The following is a 15,586-nucleotide window of genomic DNA, read 5'->3' as shown; positions in this document are numbered from 1 at the left end:
AAAATATCAACTAAACAAACTAAAACCTCCTGCGGATTGACAAAGTATTTTAATGGTGGTATGCTAAATCATGAAAATACTATACGCAATAACAAAAACGTTTTTGTAAATTTTAGGAGGGTACAGAACATGAAAAAAACTTTATTTGCAATTACCATGGCAGCTTTCACCGCAATGTCGCTGGCAGCATGCGGTTCCGGTTCAGGAAAGACAGATACCACAGCTGCGGCTGGGACAGAGGCGGCAAAAGAAGCAGGGGATGCTAAGAAGGAAGAGACAGGAGCGCCTGCAGCGGCGGCAAGCGGCGACAGCATCAAGCTTACATGGAGCGAGGTAAACGGCGAGGACTACGGCGCCACCGTGGGAGCAAAGGAGTTTGCCAAAAAAATTGAGGAACTGTCCGGCGGACAGATTACGGTTGAGCTTTATCTCAATGGCACGCTTGGCAATGAAAAAGAGAGCATGCAGGGAATCCAGATGGGCACCCTTGACATATTCAGGGGAAATGCGTCCTCCCTTTCTAATTACGGCGCGGATAAGATTAGCCTGAGCGGACTTCCTTTCCTGTTTAAGGACATGGATCAGTTCCAGGAGATGGCGGTCAGCAGCCTGGGCCAGGAATTACTGGCATCTGTTGACGAGGCGGACTGCGGTTATGTGGCCCTGGGCTGGCTCACAGAGGGACCGAGACACATGTTCATCACGGAAAATACATATAAGAAGTTAGGCAGCCCTTCTGAGTTCTCACTGGATATGATGAACGGCTTAAAGATGAGGGTTCCGGAGACAGACCTGATGGTAAATACCATGACGGCATTAAAGGCATCCGCAACACCCATTGCATACTCCGAGCTTTACACTTCTTTACAGTCAGGGGTTGTTGACGGGGCAGAGAATGACGTGATTAACTACATGGCTAATTCCTATAACGAGGTTGCGCCTTATTTCATTCCGGATGCACATACCTTTGGCTGCGGCGTGATCCTGATGAACAAGGACAGATGGAACTCCATGACAGAAGAGCAGCAGGGCTGGATGAAGGAAGCGGCCGAGGCAGCAGGCAGGACCTGTTATGAGTACAACCAGGAGAAAATCCAGGCCACCTTTGACAGCTTTGAGGAAAAAGGCGTCACAAAGCTGGAGGTTGCCGACCTGGACAAGTGGTCAGAAGCATGTGAGAGCGTTTACTCTTCCTATGATGCAGATTCACAGGCAATCATTGAAAAGATTAGGAATGCAGAGTATTAATCAGAGATGATCCTGACGGTGCGTGAATAACTGTAAAAGGGTGCTGCGGATAATCCCGGCAGCACCCTTTTCTTTGAAAGAAAAGGAAAATTTATGAACGAACTGAAAAAATTCAAAAAATTATGGGAGTCAGTGGACCGGGTTGTATTCGGAATTGTAAAACATATCTGCGTCCTTATGCTGGGCGCCCTGGTGGCAATCGTGTTTTATATTTTTGTGGGACGGTATTTCATACATAAATCCCCGATGTGGGGGGAACCCATGTCCCTGTTCCTGCTGACCTGGATGAGCATCCTTGGTTCTTCCCTGGTGCTCCGCACGGATGAACATCTGAAAGTGACCATGTTTGATGAGAAGATGGGAAAGGGCGCCCTTCTTGTGACGGACCTGCTTGCAACCGCATGCATCTTTGCCTTTGCCGTGTTCATGTTTGTGTACGGCAGACAGCTGATGCAGCAGGCCAGGACCAATACCATGGCAGGCGTCAATATTCCCTATGCGTGGATGTACCTGTCCCTGCCGGTGACAGGGGTCCTGTATATTCTGGCATTGATTACACAGTGGACAAGGAGGATTGGTGAGTGATGAGTACAACAGTTGCTGCAACATTGTTATTAATAGGTCTGTTCCTTGTCCTGGTATTCCTGAGGGTGCCCATTGTATACGCCATCGGTATCGCCTCCCTGGCTGATTTCTTTTACCTGGGCATCAATCCCATGCAGATGGCCCTTAAGTTTGTGGGGAACCTGAACTCCTATACGCTGCTGGCAGTCCCCTTCTTCATCCTGATGGGAGAACTTATGAGCGCGGGCGGGATAACGGATACCCTGATTGATTTTTCGAAGGAACTGGTAGGCTGGTTCAGGGGCGGCGCTGCCATGGTCAATGTGGTTGCCTCCTTTTTCTTCGGAGGCATCTCCGGCTCCTCCTCGGCTGACTGCGCGTCCCTGGGTCCCATTGAGATTAAGATGATGGAGGACCAGGGATATGACAGGGATTTTGCCACCTGTCTTACCATGGCAAGCTCCGTGGAAGGCATCCTGGTGCCTCCCAGCCAGAACATGGTCATCTTTACCCTGGCAGCGTCCGGCGTCACAAGCGTTTCCATCGGCCAGCTGTTTCTGGCAGGTTATGTTCCCGGCGCGGTGCTGTCCGTTGTATTGATGGTATATTCTTACTATGTGTCTGTTAAAATGAACTATCCTGTAACGGGAAGGTTTGACCTGAGGGCCTGTCTGCGGGCGTTCAGCAGGGCTGTCTGGGGCATGCTCTCCGTCCTGTTCGTGGTGGTGGGCGTTATCACGGGCGTGTTTACCACAACGGAATCAGCTGCCTGCGCAGTGGTGTGGTCCCTGGTGGTGGGCCTGTTTATTTACAAAGGGTTCGGCTTTAAGGATATACCCCATATTTTCAACAACGTTACCATGACACTTGGGAAGGTGCTGATTCTTCTTGGCGTATCAGGCGCGTTTACATACCTTCTGACCTACCTTAAGGTGCCGTCCATTGTATCCGAAGCCTTATTCGGCCTGACGGACAATAAGATTTTAATCCTCATCATGCTGAACATCCTGATGCTGCTTCTGGGCTGCATGATTGAGATGGCCTGCCTGATCCTGATGCTGACACCGGTCATCCTTCCAATCTGGATGTCCCTTGGGTTATCACCCATCCACCTGGGCGTGGTAATGGTGCTGAACCTTGGTATCGGCCTCCTGACGCCTCCGGTGGGCTCCACCCTGTTTATCGGAAGCGCCATCTCGGGTATTAAGATTGAGAAGCTGGCAAAATCAATGATTCCATTTTACATTGTAATGGGCATTGCGCTGATCATTCTTACTTACTTCCCGCAGAGCTTTATGTGGCTCCCTAATATGGCGATTTAATATAACGGTTAAGTATAAGGTTTCGAATGGAGGAATATATCATGGCACAATGGAATGATGACAAAGAATTATTTGATCTGATGAAAGAAAAACTCTACACCCCCGTGGTGGGTGATATCCTGGACCAGATGGGATATAAGCACCAGTTCCTTCCGGCCGCCATCCGGCCCCTGGAGGCCCTGGTGCCGGCGGACGCGTTCATTGACCGCAGCCAGCCGGACAACCGTCTGAAGCTGGCCGGGTATGCGTGTACGGTCCTGGAAAACGATGTATTTGACAGTCCTAAAAAACCCTTTGGCTATCTGACCGAGGCCCTGGACCAGTTAAGGCAGGGTGACATCTACATTGCCACTGGCGCCCATCACAGCGCTCTGTGGGGAGAACTGCTGACAGCGACTGCCAAGGCAAGAGGGGCAGTGGGCGCTGTGCTGGATGGCTACAGCAGGGATACGCCCCAGGTGCTGGAGCAGAATTTCCCTGTATTCTGTACACAGTGCTGGGCGCAGGATTCCTCGGTCCGCACCTATGTATGCGATTACCGCTGCACCATCGAGATCGGCCAGGTGACCATCCATGACGGCGACCTTGTATTCGGCGACATTGACGGCGTCCTGATTATTCCGGCTGAGGTCAAGGACGAGGTGATTGAAAAGGCCCTCATTAAGGCGGCTGGAGAGAAGACCGTGCGCCGGGCCATCGAGGGCGGCATGTCGGCTACCGACGCATTTGCGGAATTTGGAATACTGTAAAGGAAATCCGGGGGCATAGGTTTTATATGGAAAAAGAGATTAAGGCGTTTCAGATTGACCTTGGGGATAATGTGGCCACTGCCCTGGCCGGGATTAAGGCGGGGCAGGAGGCCGGACTGACCGGAGACTGCGGTGAGGGATCCATCAAGGCGGCAGCGGATATTCCTGCCGGACATAAGATTGCCCTTAAGGATATAGGGGCAGGCGGGCATATTATAAAATACGGCGTTGTGATTGGGCGTGCCACGGCGGACATACCTAAGGGAAGCTGGGTCCATCTCCACGTGATGCAGAGCATCTATGACGAACGGTCCAGCCACCTGGACGTCCGGACCGGTGCGCCAAAGGATACTAAATATGAGTAGTGAGGAAAAGAGAATGGAACTGACGGAGTGGTCATGGCAGGGCTATGGGAGAAAGCACGGGGCGCCCGGGATACGTAACCGGGTGCTGGTCATCTATACGGTCAAATGCTCGGAGTTCGTGGCCAGGAGGATTGTGGAGGAGTCCGGGCATCCGGATGTGGAGCTGGTGGGCTTTGACGGGTGTACCGACAACCAGTATGCGGTGGACCTGCTGATTAGCCTTATAAAGCATCCCAATGTGGGCGCCGTGCTGACCGTGGGACTGGGCTGTGAATACATACAGCCCCAGTGGCTGGCGGACGTGGCGGTCAAAGAGGGCAAGGAAGCTTCCTGGATGTTCATACAGCAGGAGGGCGGGACGAAACCAGCGGTCACAAAAGGAACGGCCTGGGTCGGGGAAGCCCTGGAGCGGCTTAAGCACACCCCGCGGGTAAGGATGGGGTTCAAAGACCTGGTCATCGGCGCGGAGTGCGGAGGCAGCGATTATACCAGCGGCCTGGCGGGCAATGTCGTGGTTGGGCGTTTCTTTGACCGTCTGGTGGACCTGGGCGGCTGCGCCATATTTGAGGAGATTGTGGAGGCCATCGGACTGGACGGGCTTTTGGTGGGCAGGGCGGCAAACCCGGAGGCTGCAAGGGAACTGCGCTATACCTACGACAAGGCCCTGGATTACTGCAAATCCGTGCGCCAGTATTCGGTCAGCCCCGGGAACTTTGCCGGAGGCCTGTCCACCATTGAGGAAAAGAGCATGGGAGCTGTGATTAAAAGCGGTTCCCGACCCATTGAAGGCGTGCTGAAGGTTTCGGTCCCACCGAAGCACGGCGGCCTGTGGCTGCTGGATTCCACGCCGGACCCCCACTTCATGCAGTTTGGAATCACCAACCCCAATGACAATGAGGGCCTTATGGACCTGATCAGCTGCGGCGCCCACATCGTGTTCCTGGTAACAGGCAGGGGCAATGTGGTGGGAAGCGCGGTTGCGCCCTGTATCAAGATTACGGGAAACCATGAGACATTCAGCCGCATGGAGGAGGACATGGACTTCGATGCAAGCCCTATCCTGTATGGAGGGATGAGCCAGAAGGAGATGGCCCTTGACCTGGCTGCATATGTGGCTGGAACAGCCGGAGGCACACCCACGAAGAGCGAGGTCCTGGGACATAAGGAATTTTATATCCCTTACAAGTATCAGGAAAAAGAGGTTGCGTATAAACGGGCATGTGAAGGGTCTGTATAGGTATGGACGCATAAGCGGATATGTGAAGGATTTATATAAGTATATAAACAGGCATGTCTGGACGGGAACCGTTGGCAGACATGCCTTATGAGACAGGAGAGAGAAAATGGCTGCATTTACTGAAAATGAAATGAAGGATTTTAAAATAACAGACTGGTACGACCTTTCCGGCCAGGTGGCCGTGGTCACAGGCGGTTCCACGGGCCTGGGACTTGCCATTACCAGGTGCCTTGTAAGCGCCGGGGCCAAGGTGTGCGTTGTGAGCTTTGAATCACCGGAACAGGCGGCAGAGGCGCTGGAAGGATTTGGGGATAGAACGGTATTCTATCAGTTTGACATCACGGATACAGGCCGTGCCCAGGAACTGGTGGACCGGATTGTGCAAGAGCAGGGGCGTGTGGACATCCTGGTCAACAATGCAGGAAACCATTGCAAGAAATTCATCTGGGACATGACGGTGGAGGATTATAAACGGGTCCTGGAGGTCCATCTGGTAGGCTCATTTGCCATGACAAAGGCAGTGGTTCCTTACATGAAGGGACAGAAAAGAGGAAGGATCATCTACCAGGCCAGCATGACCAGCTACATCGGACAGCCCCAGGTGGCGGGATATTCTACTTCCAAGGCTGGTTTCCTGGGCATGATCCACACCCTGACAGCCGAACTTGCCGAGTTCGGCGTGACAGTGAACGCCATTGCGCCCGGCTGGATTGACACTCCCATGTTCCATCAGGCCGTGGATAACGATCCGCCCCGTCTGGCCAAGATCATGGGGAGGATTCCTGCCAAGACCGTGGGCGACCCCATGGACGTGGGCATGTGCGCGGCATTCCTTTGCAGCGATGCCGCCCGCTACATAAGCGGAAGCTGCATCCCTGTGGACGGCGGCGCCCTGATTGGATTTTAACCGGAGGATATGAAAATGAATACAAGATTTGACGAGGAGCTGTTCCTCACGAGCAAAACAGGGAGCAGGCTGTATCACGAATATGCAGAGAACCTGCCAATCATAGATTATCACTGCCATCTCATGACCTCTGAGATATGCGAAGACAAAGAATTTGAGGATCTGGGGGAAATGTGGCTGCGGGGGGACCATTACAAATGGCGCGCCATGCGTACCTTTGGGATTGATGAGAAATACATCACGGGAGAGGCAGATTACCATGACAAATACCTTGCCTTTGCCTCCGTATTCCCAATGATGATTGGAAATCCCGTGTATATCTGGTGCGCCCTGGAGCTGAAGCGGTATTTTGACATCGATGAGCCCCTGACAGCGGACAATGCAGAGGAAATCTACCAGAGGACAAAGGAATTGATTGTGAAGCGCCACATGACCAGGCGCTGGTGCATGGAGCACTCCAATGTCAGGCTGGTGAGCACCACCGAGGACCCGGTGGATGACCTGCACTGCCACATTGCCCTTCAGAAGGAGAAAATGTTTACAAGGGTCATCACTGCCTTCCGTCCGGACAAGGCCATGTTCATTGAACAGGATGGATTTTCTGATTATCTGGACCAGCTCCAGAAGGTGTCCGGTATAGGGATTGATTCCTTCGAAACCATGCTGGATGCCCTGGAAGCAAGGCTTAAGTTCTTCCGGGAAACAACCGGAACAACGGTCAGCGACGATGGGGTACCGCATTTTACATGGGCTGATTATACGGATGGGGAGATTGCCGGGATATTTGAAAAGGCAAGGAAGAATGAACCTGTATCGGCCCATGAGGTGGACCAGTACCAGAGCGCGTTCCTCTATGAGATGGGGCGCAGGTACAGCCGGAACAACTATGTGATGCAGCTCCATATCGGTACCTATCTGGATGCGAACAGGGACGGGGTCAGACGGACAGGACATTCCACCGGGTTTGACTGTACGGACGACCAGTGCTCCGTGACCAGCGTGGGTGAATTGCTGAACCGGCTGACCATAGCCGGGGAACTGCCTAAGACCATCCTGTACCCCCTTGACGGCATGAAGATTGAGACATGGGCCGTGCTTGCAGCCGGCTTCTGCGACGGCACCGTGAAGGGAAAGGTGCAGTTAGGCGCGCCTTGGTGGTTCAATGACCAGGCATTTGGCATCAAGCGCCAGTTTGAGGCGTGCGCCAACCTGTATCCGGTCAGCCTGTCCGTGGGCATGCTGACGGACAGCAGAAGCTTCATATCCTATCCACGCCACGAACTTTACAGACGGGTACTGTGCAATTATCTTGGGGAGCTGGTGGACAGAGGGGAATATTTCTCCGGCGAGGCAGCCTTAAAACAGGTGATTGAGGATGTGTGCTTCAACAATGTGAATGAATTCTTTGGCTTTCATGTAAATGAAGGATAGAGGTGGATGGGATGAGGCAGACAATTGACATAACAGAGGCAGGATTGAAGCCCCCGGCCCGTCTGGCAGAGGTAACTCTGGATGGCAGCGATACTGGTCCGGAATATGGTTCGGAATGCATCAAGGGAAATGTGATTATCTGCCCGGGGGGAGCGTACCGGTGGCACTCCCCAAGGGAGGCCCTTCCCGTGGCAAAGGCATTTGCCGCACAGGGGTGGAAACCATGGATCCTGTACTACACGGTATCGGTCCACGGCGAGACCCTTGGAACGGCGCCTCTTTGCCAGGCGGCCGGGGCCGTGCGCAGGGTGCGCGCTGCCAGCCCCGGCCGCCCCGTTATCCTCTGTGGTTTTTCCGCAGGAGGCCATGTGGCTGCCAGCCTTGGTGTGCACTGGAACGATGAATGCCTTTTTGCCGGGGAAGACCGTTCTGTAATCCGCCCGGATGGGCTGATTCTGGGATACCCGGTCATCACGGCAGGGAAATACGCCCACAGGGAGAGTATGGAAATGCTTGCGGGGCCGGATCCTGCAGCAGCAGAAGGGAATTTGGCGGGGCCGGGATATTATGGTCTGGAAGCGCACGTAGATGCGCAGACACCGCCCGCTTTCATATGGCACACCGCCGGGGATTCCACGGTCGCGGTCCAGAATTCCCTGTGCTTTGCCGAAAGCCTGGCTGCAAAGGGCGTCCCCTTTGAGATGCATATCTATCCCTACGGGGAACACGGGCTGTCCCTGGCCACCATGGAGGTGGAGGAGCCGGAAAAACACCGGTACGCGGACGCCCATGTGGCAGGCTGGTTTGAACAGTGCGTGCAATGGCTGGACCTGGTTTTCCCAAACCCTCATGACCCGGCCTGAAAATACTCCATACAGAACTGTAAAAACAGCTGCCCTGCATTGGACATGCGGCGCCTGGAGTCATAGGTCAGGCTGATGGTGCGCTCTATGACAGGATAGGTGAGTGGGATGCATACAATATCCTCGGGAAGTACGGACCCCAGGGTTATCTCCGGTACCACGGATATCCCCACGCCGCCCCTCAGGAAGGCCTCATAGGTGGTCCCATTGTCGCATTCCGCAATGATATTTGGGCGGAATCCTGCCTTCAGGCAATAGAATTCCAGGTCCTCCCTGCGGTTGGAGGCCACAAAGGGATAGGGGGCGGCTTCCTTTAGGTGGATGGACCCGCGGCCCGCCAGTGGATGCTGCTTCTGGACTGCCAGGACAAACCGTTCCGTCAGGATGGGGACCACACAGTTTCCGGCCAGCGGGGTGAAACCGGCATCCGCCGTGATACAGAAATCACAGTCATACATGAACATGTGCTCATAGCGTATGTAATTGCTCAGCTGGAGCTTGATGAAGGGATAGCGCTGGTGGAAGGCAATGTAAAAGCCCGGCATATAAGAGGAAGCGGACAGGACCAGGAGCCTGACATTGCCAAAGGGTTCATTGGACAGTTCCCTGATTTCTGAGACCGTGTCGTCAATCAGATTGATGCTCTGGTCTATTTTCTGATACAGTATCTCTCCTGCCCGGTTCAGGAAAATGGAACGGTTGCGCCTTACGAACAGGGGCGTGCCAAGTTCCTTTTCCAGGGAGGCAATCGTCTTGCTGAGGGCGGGCTGGGAAATCATCAGTTCGGCAGCCGCCTTTGTCATATTCTGGTGTTTCGCTACCACGCAGAAGTAGCGGAGCTGCAGCAGTTCCATGTTAATACCCTCCTTTTAGAATCCATAACCTGTAGATTATGGAAAACATGAGTAAACATATATTAGACAGAATCATAAAAATAGTATATACTACATTTCATAAACTGAAAAGTGGATTTTAGGAAGAGTTGCAGAGAGGCAAGGCAGCCTTCCTTTTTTTAAATCCTATTATTTTAGTAAGTTAAAGCGGTAAAATAATCATATGGAGGAGGAGCAACAACAATGAGTGTTGAGAACCTGCGCAGCGTGATGCACATTGACCCCAAGGAAGATGTACTGTATTCCATCCCGGACAGCGACAACCACGGCGACCTGCTGATCCGCCCACAGGGCAGGCGCATGATAAACGAACTGGGGGATACGGTGTACATCAAAGACGCATTCGTGCCGTATCACGACCATGAGAACGGATATGAGACATTCCTGATTGACGGGGGGTCTGCCGAGGTATGCATCAATAAGAAGAAATGCATCATCGAGAGAGGGGATATCGTACATATCCGGCCTTATGTGAACCACGGCTACCGTTACCTGGAGGAGAACACCATCTGGAGGGAAATGTTCCAGGACATGGACATGTATAACTGTGTGGAGGACAAGCACGTGATCCGCACCTACAGCCCGGAGTATTGGGAGGACGAGGAGTTTAAGGCCAGGAGATACACCCTTCTTGGAACCCTGTACCGTGAGGACCCGGTGCCGGAACCGGCCGGAAAGTATGATATTCCGGCTGTGCGCCCAAAGGGATGGGCCATTGCGGGCTTTGAGATAGACGGCATGAAGCTGAACCTGAAGGTAGGCCGCTGGGAAACGGACGGGGTGAAGGAAATCTGGGAACTGCTTCCTGAGAAAGGCCTCCAGATTGAATGGAACTATCCATATGCGGGCAATGATGTGTACCTGGTTATGGAAGGCGCGGTCCATGTAAAGGCGGACGGCCATGATTTCACGGCCGGGAAACGGGATGTGATTAATATTCCGCCTTATTACAAGCACACGCTGACCGTATTGGAAGAGGGCACGGTCATTTACGCCTACAATGTGCAGTCCTGTCTGATGCATGTGATGGAACGGCTGAAGGCAGAGAAGATACGTACGCCGGAAAACCTGAAGGACTGGGGTTATGTGGAGAAGATACTGCGCGAAAACAACTGCTGGGTTACCGGAATCCGCAAAATAACTGTGTAAAGGATGGGAAGGGTATGTTCGATTATAAAATACATATAACACCGGATGATTATATCCATGAACTGGAAGAAAAGGACTGTAAGGACTATCTGTTCATTGCTCCTGTGGGGGAGACACTGAACAATGAGATGAGCGATGTGTATTATCAGGAAAATGCCTTTGTGCCCTACCATGAGCACTCGAAGGGATATGAGACATTTTCCATTGACAGGGGCAGCGTGGAGGTTACCATCAACGGAAAACGGTCCGTGGCTGAGGCAGGGGATTTAATCCATATCGAGCCGTATATGTCCCATGGTTTCCGCTTCCTGGAGGAGGGGACCATATGGCGCGAACTGTTCCTGGGCATGGACATGTACGGGGGAATCCTGGAAAAACAGCTCATTGACAGGAGTTATCCTGAAAAACTTAAGGATGATGCATTCATGGCAGGGTACCGCCTGAAGCACCATACCAAGCGCCTTGGCGAACCTGAGCCAGAGGTGGTTCAAAAGGAAGGGATGCCCCAGATCCGCCCAAAGGGAAAGGGCATTGCCTGTTTTGCATTTGACGGCATTGTGTGCAGCCAGAAGGTGGGGCGCCACGAGACAGGCGGGGCAAAGGAAATATGGGAATTCGCCATGGATAAGGGCGTCTGCGTGGAGTGGGACGCGCCCCATCCTGACTGGGATTTATACGTGGTAAAGGAAGGCAGGGTGGAGGTATCCGTGCTGGGGGAAACCTTTACTGCCAATGCCAGGGACATCCTTCATGTTCCGCCATATACCAGCTATTCCATGAAAATACTGGATGACCGGACCGTCCTGCACGCTTACAATGTAAAGGCGCTGGGACTGCGCCTGGCAGAAATCGTGGAGAAAAAGCTGGAGGCAGGTCCTGACCTGGCAGGGCACTGGGACGAGGTAAAGGACATTTTCCGGCAAAACAAAAGCTGCATCACAAAAATAAGCAGGGTTTAAGACATGTGACAGCCATGCCTTAAGGGCCGCTGCAGCCAGTGAAAAAGAGGAAGCCTGTATGGGAAAGTATGTTATAAAACGTTTATTGCTGCTGATACCCATTTTGTTGGGGGTAAGCTTTATTATCTTTACTATCATGAATATGATTCCGGGGGATGTGGCTTCCCTTGTCCTGGGAGACAACGCCCCCCTGTCCGCAAGACAGGAGCTGACCCGGGAACTGGGACTGGACAAGCCGTTCTGGCTGCGCTATGTGGATTATGTGTGGAATGCGGTCCACGGCAATTTCGGCCTGTCCTACCGGACAAGGACCCCTGTGTTTACTGAGATATTCTCCAGATTCCCCACCACCATGAAGCTGGCCGCCGGCGCCATGCTGCTGTCGGTTGCAATCGGGGTTCCCCTTGGTATCCTGTCCGCGGTTAAGCAGTATTCGGCGCTGGATGTGATTAACTCGGTCACGGCCATGTTCTTCTCATCCATACCCGCCTTCTGGCTGGGTCTTCTGTCCATCCTTCTGTTCGCGCTGAAGCTGGGATGGCTGCCCTCCAATGGGGCGGATACGATGAAGAGCTTCATCCTTCCCATTGTGACCCTGGCCCTGCCGGGGGCGGCGGAAATCCTCCGCCTGACCCGCTCCACCATGCTGGAGGTCATAAGGCAGGACTATATCCGCACCGCAAGGGCAAAGGGCGCGTCCAGTATGGTGGTTATATGGAAGCACGCCTTAAAGAACGCGCTTCTGCCGGTCATCACGGTGGCGGGCATGCATTTTGGGGCATTGCTTGGCGGTTCCGTGATCACGGAATCCGTATTCGCCATGCCGGGGGTGGGAACCCTTGCCATTGATGCCATCCGGAGCAAGGATACGCCTCAGGTTATGGCTGCCGTACTGATGCTGGCCGCCCTGTTTTGTATCATTATGCTGATCGTGGATCTGCTGTACGCGTTCATTGATCCGCGTATCCGTTCAAGATACAGTAAGTGAGGGCCGAAGATATGAGTGAAAGAGATAAGAACGCGGCTGTTAAGCGAAACAGCCCGGCCAGGGAAATCTGGAGAAGGTTTAAAAAGAATAAGGCGGCCATGCTGGGGCTTGGCATATTTTCAGTCATGGTACTGCTGGCCGTGTTCGCGGATGTCATTTGCGATTATGACACCCAGGTCATTGCCCAGGATGTGGCCAACCGGCTGAAGGCGCCCAGCCCGGACCACTGGTTTGGCACGGATGCCTATGGGCGGGATATCTTCGCGAGGGTGGTGCATGGGGCCAGGATTTCCATCATCATCGGCCTGGCTGCCACGGTGGGCAGCGTGTGCATCAGCGGGATACTGGGTTCCATTGCCGGATATTACGGTGGCCGCATTGACAATGCCATCATGCGCGTGCTGGATACATTCCTGGCAATCCCCGGCGAGCTTTTAGCCATGGCCATCGTGGCTTCCCTGGGGCCAAGCATGACCAACCTGCTGATTGCAGTGACCATTGCCAGGATCCCGCCGTTTACAAGGGTCATCCGCTCGTCCATCCTGACCGTCATTGACCAGGATTACATAGAATCTGCCATAGCCAGCGGGGCCAGGGATTCCTACATCATTGTAAAGCATATCCTGCCCAATGCAATGGGGCCCATCATCATCCAGGCTACCATGGGCGTGGGCAGGATGATACTGACAGCTGCCGGTATGAGTTTTATCGGAATGGGCGTGCAGCCTCCTCTTCCTGAGTGGGGCTCCATGCTGGCCGAGGGAAGGGATTTCATGCGGTATTCCCCGTATATTACCTTGTTCCCGGGGCTGGCAATCATCCTGACCTCCCTGGCGCTCAATCTTTTAGGCGACGGATTAAGGGATGCCCTGGATCCGAAGCTTAAGAATTAAGGGAGGACAGCCATGACGGATGCATTATTGGAAATCAAAGATTTGGAAATAGTATACCAGACAGACGAAGAAACGGTCCATGCAGTAAACCGCATCAGCCTGAATGTGAACACAAAGGAGACCCTTGGGCTGGTTGGCGAGACAGGCGCAGGAAAGACCACCACCGCGCTGGCCGTCATGCGCCTCCTGCCGGACCGGATTGGGAAGGTGGGGCAGGGGCAGATCCTGTTTGAGGGTGAAAACCTGCTGAATCTGAAGGAAAGTGAAATGCTGGGTGTGCGGGGAGAGAAGATAGCCATGATATTCCAGGACCCCATGACCAGCCTGAACCCGGTGCTTACGGTGGAGGACCAGATACAGGAGGTGCTTCAGTTCCATAACCACAATGGGCTTTGCAGGGCGGAGATGGGGAAAAAGGTAGAGGAAATGCTGGAACTGGTGGGCATTCCCGCTGCCAGGAAGACATGTTATCCCCATGAATTTTCCGGCGGCATGAAGCAGAGGGTGGTCATTGCCATGGCATTGGCCTGCAATCCCAGGCTTCTCATTGCGGACGAACCCACCACTGCGCTGGATGTGACAATCCAGGCCCAGGTCCTGGGGATGATGGAAGAGTTAAAGGAACGGTTCGGCACCTCCATGCTGCTGATTACCCATGACCTGGGCGTGGTTGCCCAGACCTGTGACCGCGTGGCCATCATGTACGCAGGGGAGATTGTGGAGCACGGCTCCATAGAAGATATATTTACCGGCAAGGAACATCATCCGTACACCCAGGGACTGTTCGGTTCCATACCCAGCACGACCGGGGACGCCAAACGTCTGAACCCGATTGCGGGCCTGATGCCGGACCCCACCAACCTGCCCAGGGGATGTAAGTTCCATACCAGGTGCCCCCACTGCATGGAAGTATGCAGGCAGAGCCTGCCGCAGGTTTACAGGCACGGCACCCATGAGATCGCCTGCCATCTGTATGTGGGAGACGGGGAACCGGGCAGCAAAGCAGAAGGCGCGGGTATTGCGGAATCTGCAGGAGAGGAGGTCGGACGCGTATGAACCAGATGAATCAGGAATTGCCGCTGATAGAAACCGTCCATCTGAAAAAGTATTTTGACACGGGTTCCGGCCTGCTCCATGCGGTAGATGATGTGAACCTGACCATCCAGCCAAGGAAGACCCTGGGAGTGGTAGGGGAATCCGGGTGCGGCAAATCCACGCTGGGCAGGACCATCCTCAGGCTGACGCCTGCCACGGAAGGGAAAATCCTATATAACGGCAAGGACATTCTTACATACAATCCACATCAGCTCAGGCAGCTGCGCAGGGAAATGCAGATCATTTTCCAGGACCCGTACTCCAGCCTGAATCCGCGCATGACCGTAAGCGAGCTGATTGCGGAGCCCCTGGTGGTCAACAAGGTCATGAAGAACAGGAACCAGCTAAAGGAACGGGTCAAGGAACTGATGGAGACCGTGGGGCTGGCGGCCCGTCTGGAGAATGCGTATCCCCATGAACTGGACGGCGGAAGGCGCCAGAGGATCGGCGTTGCCAGGGCCCTTTCCGTGAATCCCAAATTCATTGTCTGCGATGAGCCGGTATCCGCCCTGGACGTGTCCATCCAGGCGCAGATACTGAACCTGCTCATGGACCTTCAGGATGATATGGGGCTGACCTACATGTTCATCACCCATGACCTGTCCGTGGTGCGCCACATATCCGATGAGATAGCTGTCATGTACCTGGGACAGTGTGTGGAGCGGTGCGGTTCCAAGGAGCTGTTTGATAATCCGCTACACCCGTACACAAAGGCGCTTTTAGACGCCATCCAGGTTCCGGACATTTCCCTCAGGGGAAAGAAGAAAGCAGTGATACGGGGAGAAGTGACAAGTCCCATTGACCCGGAGCCGGGGTGCCGCTTCGCGGCCAGGTGCCCCCATGCGGCGGACGCGTGCCGGGGCGGTCAGATACCGCTCAGGGAGGTAAGCCCAGGCCATTATGCTGCCTGTAATCTTATATGA

General features: G+C 53.8%; 16 protein-coding genes. 15 read left to right on the top strand and 1 reads right to left on the bottom strand.

Translation table 11 applies throughout. The features are described from left to right. The first annotated feature begins 129 nt into the window (after positions 1–129). The 9 genes from DWX59_RS05530 to DWX59_RS05490 all read left to right on the top strand — a co-directional run bounded on the left by DWX59_RS05530 (position 130) and on the right by DWX59_RS05490 (position 8,686). The gene (locus DWX59_RS05530; protein WP_227115818.1) at positions 130–1,248 is read left to right on the top strand and encodes a TRAP transporter substrate-binding protein; all 1,119 of its coding nucleotides are present in this window, start codon (positions 130–132) and stop codon (positions 1,246–1,248) included. Between the two features lie 93 nt (positions 1,249–1,341). Then, a complete protein-coding gene (locus DWX59_RS05525) occupies positions 1,342–1,833 on the top strand; it encodes a TRAP transporter small permease (RefSeq protein ID WP_117556816.1) in 492 nt (163 codons plus the stop codon). Beyond that, positions 1,833–3,134, top strand: coding sequence for a TRAP transporter large permease (locus DWX59_RS05520; protein ID WP_117556814.1), 1,302 nt, complete (start codon positions 1,833–1,835; stop codon positions 3,132–3,134). Before DWX59_RS05525 ends, DWX59_RS05520 begins: the two co-directional genes overlap by 1 nt. A gap of 41 nt (positions 3,135–3,175) precedes the next feature. After that, positions 3,176–3,883, top strand: coding sequence for an RraA family protein (locus tag DWX59_RS05515; protein WP_117556812.1), 708 nt, complete (start codon positions 3,176–3,178; stop codon positions 3,881–3,883). Positions 3,884–3,909: 26 nt separating this feature from the next. Continuing rightward, the gene (locus DWX59_RS05510) at positions 3,910–4,248 is read left to right on the top strand and encodes a UxaA family hydrolase (RefSeq protein WP_117556810.1); all 339 of its coding nucleotides are present in this window, start codon (positions 3,910–3,912) and stop codon (positions 4,246–4,248) included. Further along, positions 4,241–5,485 carry a UxaA family hydrolase gene (locus DWX59_RS05505; RefSeq protein WP_227115821.1) on the top strand — a complete coding sequence of 415 codons (1,245 nt, stop codon included), beginning with the start codon at positions 4,241–4,243 and terminating at the stop codon, positions 5,483–5,485. Before DWX59_RS05510 ends, DWX59_RS05505 begins: the two co-directional genes overlap by 8 nt. Before the next feature lie 106 nt (positions 5,486–5,591). Next, on the top strand, positions 5,592–6,392 hold the full coding sequence (locus DWX59_RS05500; RefSeq protein ID WP_117556806.1) for an SDR family NAD(P)-dependent oxidoreductase: 801 nt from the start codon (positions 5,592–5,594) through the stop codon (positions 6,390–6,392). 15 nt (positions 6,393–6,407) lie between these two features. After that, positions 6,408–7,823, top strand: a complete 1,416-nt coding sequence (gene uxaC / locus DWX59_RS05495) for a glucuronate isomerase (RefSeq protein ID WP_117556804.1) — start codon at positions 6,408–6,410, stop codon at positions 7,821–7,823. Between the two features lie 11 nt (positions 7,824–7,834). Next, on the top strand, positions 7,835–8,686 hold the full coding sequence (locus DWX59_RS05490; protein ID WP_227115822.1) for an alpha/beta hydrolase: 852 nt from the start codon (positions 7,835–7,837) through the stop codon (positions 8,684–8,686). Here DWX59_RS05490 and DWX59_RS05485 read toward each other — a convergent pair. After that, positions 8,671–9,540 carry a LysR family transcriptional regulator gene (locus DWX59_RS05485; RefSeq protein ID WP_117556802.1) on the bottom strand — a complete coding sequence of 290 codons (870 nt, stop codon included), beginning with the start codon at positions 9,538–9,540 and terminating at the stop codon, positions 8,671–8,673. The genes DWX59_RS05490 and DWX59_RS05485 overlap by 16 nt on opposite strands. A 222-nt stretch (positions 9,541–9,762) precedes the next feature. Between DWX59_RS05485 and DWX59_RS05480 the strand changes: the two genes are divergently transcribed. The 6 genes from DWX59_RS05480 to DWX59_RS05455 are packed head-to-tail and all read left to right on the top strand — an operon-like array spanning position 9,763 to position 15,586. Further along, positions 9,763–10,728, top strand: a complete 966-nt coding sequence (locus DWX59_RS05480) for a cupin domain-containing protein (RefSeq protein ID WP_117556800.1) — start codon at positions 9,763–9,765, stop codon at positions 10,726–10,728. 14 nt (positions 10,729–10,742) lie between these two features. Beyond that, positions 10,743–11,687, top strand: coding sequence for a cupin domain-containing protein (locus DWX59_RS05475; RefSeq protein ID WP_117556798.1), 945 nt, complete (start codon positions 10,743–10,745; stop codon positions 11,685–11,687). A gap of 58 nt (positions 11,688–11,745) precedes the next feature. Then, positions 11,746–12,675: an ABC transporter permease gene (locus DWX59_RS05470; protein ID WP_117556796.1), complete on the top strand. Its 930-nt coding sequence runs from the start codon at positions 11,746–11,748 to the stop codon at positions 12,673–12,675. 11 nt (positions 12,676–12,686) lie between these two features. Continuing rightward, entirely contained in the window at positions 12,687–13,568 is an 882-nt protein-coding gene (locus DWX59_RS05465; RefSeq protein WP_117556794.1) for an ABC transporter permease, read from the top strand. A gap of 12 nt (positions 13,569–13,580) precedes the next feature. Further along, the gene (locus tag DWX59_RS05460; protein WP_117556792.1) at positions 13,581–14,624 is read left to right on the top strand and encodes an ABC transporter ATP-binding protein; all 1,044 of its coding nucleotides are present in this window, start codon (positions 13,581–13,583) and stop codon (positions 14,622–14,624) included. Next, positions 14,621–15,586, top strand: a complete 966-nt coding sequence (locus DWX59_RS05455) for an ABC transporter ATP-binding protein (protein WP_148315191.1) — start codon at positions 14,621–14,623, stop codon at positions 15,584–15,586. Before DWX59_RS05460 ends, DWX59_RS05455 begins: the two co-directional genes overlap by 4 nt.

The sequence above is a fragment of the Enterocloster aldenensis genome (genome assembly GCF_003434055.1).
In the GTDB taxonomy this organism is placed as follows: Bacteria; Bacillota; Clostridia; order Lachnospirales; family Lachnospiraceae; genus Enterocloster; species Enterocloster aldenensis.
Note: the sequence above shows the minus strand (reverse complement) of the source record. Positions and strands in the feature narration are given on the sequence as shown.

Coding starts and splice junctions, on each gene's coding strand:
- DWX59_RS05460 (WP_117556792.1), top strand. CDS start 13,581: ATGACGGATGCATTATTGGAAATCAAAGATTTGGAAATAGTATACCAG.
- DWX59_RS05470 (WP_117556796.1), top strand. CDS start 11,746: ATGGGAAAGTATGTTATAAAACGTTTATTGCTGCTGATACCCATTTTG.
- DWX59_RS05465 (WP_117556794.1), top strand. CDS start 12,687: ATGAGTGAAAGAGATAAGAACGCGGCTGTTAAGCGAAACAGCCCGGCC.
- DWX59_RS05505 (WP_227115821.1), top strand. CDS start 4,241: ATGAGTAGTGAGGAAAAGAGAATGGAACTGACGGAGTGGTCATGGCAG.
- DWX59_RS05490 (WP_227115822.1), top strand. CDS start 7,835: ATGAGGCAGACAATTGACATAACAGAGGCAGGATTGAAGCCCCCGGCC.
- DWX59_RS05475 (WP_117556798.1), top strand. CDS start 10,743: ATGTTCGATTATAAAATACATATAACACCGGATGATTATATCCATGAA.
- DWX59_RS05520 (WP_117556814.1), top strand. CDS start 1,833: ATGAGTACAACAGTTGCTGCAACATTGTTATTAATAGGTCTGTTCCTT.
- DWX59_RS05510 (WP_117556810.1), top strand. CDS start 3,910: ATGGAAAAAGAGATTAAGGCGTTTCAGATTGACCTTGGGGATAATGTG.
- DWX59_RS05530 (WP_227115818.1), top strand. CDS start 130: ATGAAAAAAACTTTATTTGCAATTACCATGGCAGCTTTCACCGCAATG.
- DWX59_RS05480 (WP_117556800.1), top strand. CDS start 9,763: ATGAGTGTTGAGAACCTGCGCAGCGTGATGCACATTGACCCCAAGGAA.
- DWX59_RS05525 (WP_117556816.1), top strand. CDS start 1,342: ATGAACGAACTGAAAAAATTCAAAAAATTATGGGAGTCAGTGGACCGG.
- DWX59_RS05455 (WP_148315191.1), top strand. CDS start 14,621: ATGAACCAGATGAATCAGGAATTGCCGCTGATAGAAACCGTCCATCTG.
- DWX59_RS05515 (WP_117556812.1), top strand. CDS start 3,176: ATGGCACAATGGAATGATGACAAAGAATTATTTGATCTGATGAAAGAA.
- DWX59_RS05485 (WP_117556802.1), bottom strand. CDS start 9,540: ATGGAACTGCTGCAGCTCCGCTACTTCTGCGTGGTAGCGAAACACCAG.
- DWX59_RS05500 (WP_117556806.1), top strand. CDS start 5,592: ATGGCTGCATTTACTGAAAATGAAATGAAGGATTTTAAAATAACAGAC.
- uxaC (WP_117556804.1), top strand. CDS start 6,408: ATGAATACAAGATTTGACGAGGAGCTGTTCCTCACGAGCAAAACAGGG.